This window comes from Actinomadura sp. KC345 (assembly GCF_004348515.1).
Classification (GTDB): Bacteria; Actinomycetota; Actinomycetes; order Streptosporangiales; family Streptosporangiaceae; genus Spirillospora.
The window spans coordinates 1-4,970 of sequence record NZ_SMKH01000432.1; the positions used below are offsets into that span (position 1 = coordinate 1).

Sequence of the window (4,970 nt, forward strand, 5' to 3'; positions counted from 1 at the left end):
GGGGGACAGGGCGGACAAGGCCGGGCGGCTGCTCGACCAGGCGGCGCTGCTGGCCGTCCGGCGCCGGGCGGGGCGCGCCGCCGCGGCCGCGGCGCCCGTTCCGGTCGCGCTGGCCCCGGTGGAGGAGGTCCCCGTCGTGCCGGACGCGGCGGCGGTCCGACTGCGGCGGATCCTCGGCGGAGAGCAGATCCGGGTGCTGCCCGAGTGGCTGGACGCGGCGGCCGCGCGCGGCTTCCGGGTGCCCGCCCAGCTGCTCCCCGACCTGCTGGAGCGCGGGCGCGGCGACCGGATGCTGCGGCCGCCGATCGCGCGGGCGTCCGGCCGGCGGGGGGTGTGGCTGGCGCTGCAGAACACCGACTGGGCGTACCTGGTCGGCTCCGGCGACGATCCCGGCGGCGGGCCCGAGGTGTGGGAGACCGGGACCCGCAACCGGCGGGTCGCCTACCTGACCGGGCTCCGCGGGACCGAGCCGGAGCGGGCCCGGGAGCTGCTGCGCCGGACGTGGTCCGGGGAGCCCGCGCCCGACCGCGCGGCGTTCCTCGCCACGTTCGAGCACGGGCTGGCGCCGGCCGACGAGGAGTTCCTCGAAGCGGCCCTGGAGGACCGCGGGAAGGACGTGCGGCAGCTCGCGTCCGACCTGCTCGCCCGCCTGCCCGGGTCGGCGTACGGGGAGCGGATGGCGGCGCGTGCCCGTGCCTGCCTGACCCCGGAGACCCGCCCCTCGAAGATCGGCACCGGGCGGGGGCGGACGTGGATCCACGTCGATCCGCCGCACTCCCATGAGGAGGGCATGGCGCGTGACGGCGTCCCCTTCCATCCGAGCGGGTCGTTCGCGCCCAGAGGCGGCGGCGGGCCGGTCGGGACGAGGGCGGCGTGGCTGCGCGAGATCCTCGCCCGCACTCCCCTGTCCACCTGGACGGAGCTGTTCGGCCTGTCGCCCATGGAGATCGTGTGCCTGCCCATCACCGTGGCCGCCGGGGGGCCGCCCCCCGGGAGCGAGCCGGAGGCCGATGGGCGCGACGTCCACATCGGGTGGGCGCGTGCCGCCCTGAGCCAGCGCGACGCCGAGTGGGCGCGGGCGCTGCTCAAGGGCGGAGTCATGGTGGACGAGCCGGAGGCGCTCGCCGACCTGCTGTCCGTCCTGCCCGAGGAGGAGCGCGACCCGGCGGCGGCCGGCCTGATCCGCTGGGTGGAGGGCCGGCCGGAGTTGCTGCGGGTCCTCGAACGGGTGCCGGGGCCGTGGTCGGGTGCGCTGGCGTCGGCGGTCGTCGCGATCCTCGGCGCGTCCGCCGAACGTCCCACCCGCCGGGACGAGCACCTGATCGTCCAGCTGTGCCGGCTCGCCGACCAGCGGCTCGACCCCGGAACCGCGCCCCGCCTGGACGTGCTCGCGGCCGAGCAGGGCGCCGCCGCCCCGCGGGCCGTCACCGACCTGATCGCCACCCTGCGCTTCCGCGACGAGATGCTGAAGGAGCTGTCCCCGTGACCGAAGACCCGGTTCTGCGTCCGCACGCCGAGCAGGAGTACGCCGGTGAGCTGGCGCGGCTGGCCGAGCACGACGACCGGCCCCGCCCGCCCGGCTGGCGCCTGTCCCCGTGGGCCGTGACCACGTACCTGCTCGGTGGCGACCTGCCCGACGGCACGGCGATCGGCCCGAAGTACGTGGGGCAGCGCCGGCTGGTCGAGGTCGCGGTCGCGACGCTGGCCACCGACCGGGCGCTGCTGCTCCTCGGCGTGCCCGGCACGGCCAAGACGTGGCTGTCGGAGCATCTCGCGGCGGCCGTCAGCGGCGACTCCACCCTGCTCGTGCAGGGGACGGCGGGCACGGCGGAGGAGGCGATCCGCTACGGGTGGAACTACGCGCGGCTGCTCGCCGAAGGCCCGTCGGAGAAGGCGCTGGTCGAGAGCCCGCTGATGCACGCGATGCGGCGGGGCGCGGTCGCCCGCATCGAGGAGCTGACCCGGATGCCGTCCGACGTCCAGGACTCGCTGATCACGGTCCTGTCGGAGAAGACGCTGCCCGTGCCCGAGCTGAGCACCGAGGTCCAGGCGCGCAGGGGCTTCACGGTCATCGCCACGGCCAACGACCGCGACCGGGGCGTGAACGAGCTGTCCAGCGCGCTGCGGCGCCGGTTCAACACCGTCGTGCTGCCGCTGCCCGAGTCCGCCGAGGAGGAGGTCGGCATCGTGGCGCGGCGCGTCGACCAGATCGGCGCCGGGCTGGAGCTGCCCGAGTCCCCGGCGGGCCTGGAGGAGATCCGCCGCGTCGTCACGGTCTTCCGGGAGCTGCGCACCGGGATGACGAGCGACGGCCGCACCCGGCTCAAGTCCCCCAGCGGGACGCTCAGCACCGCCGAGGCCATCTCGGTGGTCACGAGCGGGCTGGCGCTGGCGGCGCATTTCGGCGACGGTGTGCTGAGGGCCGCGGACGTGGCGGGCGGGATCGTCGGCGCCGTCGTGCAGGACCCGGTGTCCGACCGGGTCGTCTGGCAGGAGTACCTGGAGGCCGTCGTCCGCGACCGTCCGGAATGGCGTGACTTCTACCGCGCGTGCCGGGAGGTGTCTTGAGCCACGTCGAGGTCTACGGGGTCCGTCACCACGGGCCCGGCTCGGCGCGGGCGCTGCGCGGCGCCCTGGAGGACTTCAAGCCGGACGCGGTGCTGATCGAGGGCCCGCCCGAGGCCGACCCGATCGTGGAGCTGGCGGGCGATCCGGGGATGGTGCCGCCGGTCGCGCTGCTGGCCTACTCCCCCGCGCCCGCTCCCGGCGACGGCGACCGCAAGGCGGCGTTCTGGCCGTTCGCCGAGTTCAGCCCCGAATGGCAGGCGATCCGGTACGCGCTGGACGCGGACGTCCCGGTCCGTTTCTGCGATCTGCCGGCCGCCCACCAGCTCGTCCCGGCCGAGGAGGGCGCGGCACAGGAGCCGGCACAGGACCCGGCGGAAGGGGCGGCGGAGGGCATCCGGCTCGATCCGCTGGGGTGGCTGGCGAAGGCGGCCGGATACGACGACGCCGAGCGGTGGTGGGACGACGTCGTCGAGCACCGCGGCGGCGGGCCGTCGCCGTTCCCCGCCATCGCCGAGGCCATGGCCGAACTGCGCGCGCAGCTCGCCGCGCTTCCGGAGGGGGCGGCGCCGGCGGGGCTGCCGCCCGGCCACCTGCGGCGGGAGGAGCAGCGCGAGGCGCACATGCGGCGGACGCTCCGCCGCGCCCTCAAGGAGGGGCACGAGCGGGTCGCCGTCGTGTGCGGCGCGTGGCACGTGCCGGCGCTCCGGGCGAAGGTCCCGGCGGCCCACGACGACCGGACGCTGCGCGGGCTACCGAAGGCCAGGATCGCGATGACGTGGGTGCCGTGGACGCACGGGCGGCTCGCCGGACGCTCCGGCTACGGCGCGGGCGTCCGGTCCCCCGGCTGGTACCACCACCTGTTCGCGGCGCGGGACCGTCCGATCGAGCGGTGGCTGACCGCCGCCGCCCGCGTCCTGCGCGAGGAGGACCTGCACGTCTCCTCCGCGCACGTGATCGAGGCGGTCCGGCTCGCCGAGGCCCTCGCCGCGCTGCGGGGGCGTCCCCTCGCCGGGCTGGACGAGGTCACCGACGCGACCCGGGCGGTGCTGTGCGAGGGCGCCGGCCTGCCGGTCGAGCTGATCCGGGAACGCATGGTCGTCGGTGAGCGGCTCGGCGCCGTCCCGGAACGGACGCCCATGGTCCCGCTCCAGCGCGACCTTCAGGCCGAGCAGCGGCGGCTGCGGCTCAAGCCGTCCGCCCTGGACAAGGAGCAGGACCTCGACCTGCGCAAACCCACCGACCTGGAACGCAGCCGCCTCCTGCACCGCCTCCGGCTGCTGGACGTCGACTGGGGCGTCCCGTCCGAGACGGGCCGTTCCAAGGGCACGTTCCGCGAAACGTGGACGCTGGCGTGGCGGCCCGAGTTCGACGTCGAGCTGATCGAGGCGAGCGCGTGGGGCACCACCGTCCGCGGCGCGACCACGGCCCGCGCCGAGGCGATGGCCAGGCACGCCACCGCGCTCGCCGATCTCACGTCCGTGGCGGAGCGCTGCCTGCTCGCCGACCTCGGCGACGCGCTGCCCGCCGTCATGCGGGCCCTCGCCGACCGCGCCGCGGTCGACACCGACGTCGCGCACCTGATGTCCGCGATGCCCGCCCTCGTCCGCGCGCTCCGGTACGGCGACGTGCGCGGCACGTCCACGGGGCCGCTCCGCACGGTCGTCGACGGCCTCGTCGTGCGGATCTGCGTCGGGCTCCCGCCGGCGATCACCGGACTCGACGACGACGCCGCCCGCGAGTTCCTCGGCCACGTCGACGCCGTGCACGGTGCCCTGGCGCTGCTGGCCGAGGAAGGCCACATCGAACGCTGGCGCCGCACGCTGGAGGGCCTCGTCGCCCGCCCGGAGGCGCTGCACGGCCTGATCGAGGGGCGCCTCACGAGACTTCTCCTGGACGCGGGCCGCCTGCACGACGTCCAGGACAGGATGGCGCGGGCCGTTTCCGTCGGCACCGCGCCCGACCGCGCCGCCGCCTGGGTCGAGGGGTTCCTGTCCGGCGGCGCGCTGATCCTGATGCACGACGAGGCGCTCCTGCGCCTCGTCGACGACTGGATCTCCGGCCTGCCGGACGACTCGTTCACCGACGTGCTCCCCCTGCTGCGCCGCACCTTCGGCGCCTACGCCGACGCCGAGCGCCGGTCCATCGGGGACCGGCTCCGCCGCGTGGGCGAGGCCCCGGCCGGCTCCTCCCACCCGGACGGAGAGGCCCTCGACGAGATCCGCGCGGCGCGCGCCGCCGATACGGCCCTGCGCATCCTCGGCTGGCCGCGTCCCGATGACCACGGCACCGACGGCGAGGAGGGACCGACGTGAGCGGTGAGGACGCCGGCGGGCGGGACGACCGGCTGCGGCGGTGGCGGCTCGTTCTCGGGGGCGAGAGGGCCGACGGGACCGGGGTGACGC

At 76.4% G+C, this 4,970-nt stretch carries 3 protein-coding genes; all 3 read left to right on the top strand.

Translation table 11 applies throughout. The features are described 5' to 3' along the window. Positions 1-1,486 (top strand): DUF5691 domain-containing protein (locus tag E1281_RS40865; protein ID WP_165959274.1); only part of this gene is annotated, 1,486 nt, incomplete at its 5' end. Next, positions 1,483-2,568: an AAA family ATPase gene (locus E1281_RS37375; RefSeq protein WP_131884430.1), complete on the top strand. Its 1,086-nt coding sequence runs from the start codon at positions 1,483-1,485 to the stop codon at positions 2,566-2,568. The genes E1281_RS40865 and E1281_RS37375, both read left to right, overlap by 4 nt. Continuing rightward, positions 2,565-4,880, top strand: a complete 2,316-nt coding sequence (locus E1281_RS37380) for a DUF5682 family protein (RefSeq protein WP_131884431.1) — start codon at positions 2,565-2,567, stop codon at positions 4,878-4,880. Before E1281_RS37375 ends, E1281_RS37380 begins: the two co-directional genes overlap by 4 nt. The last annotated feature ends 90 nt before the right edge of the window (positions 4,881-4,970 follow it).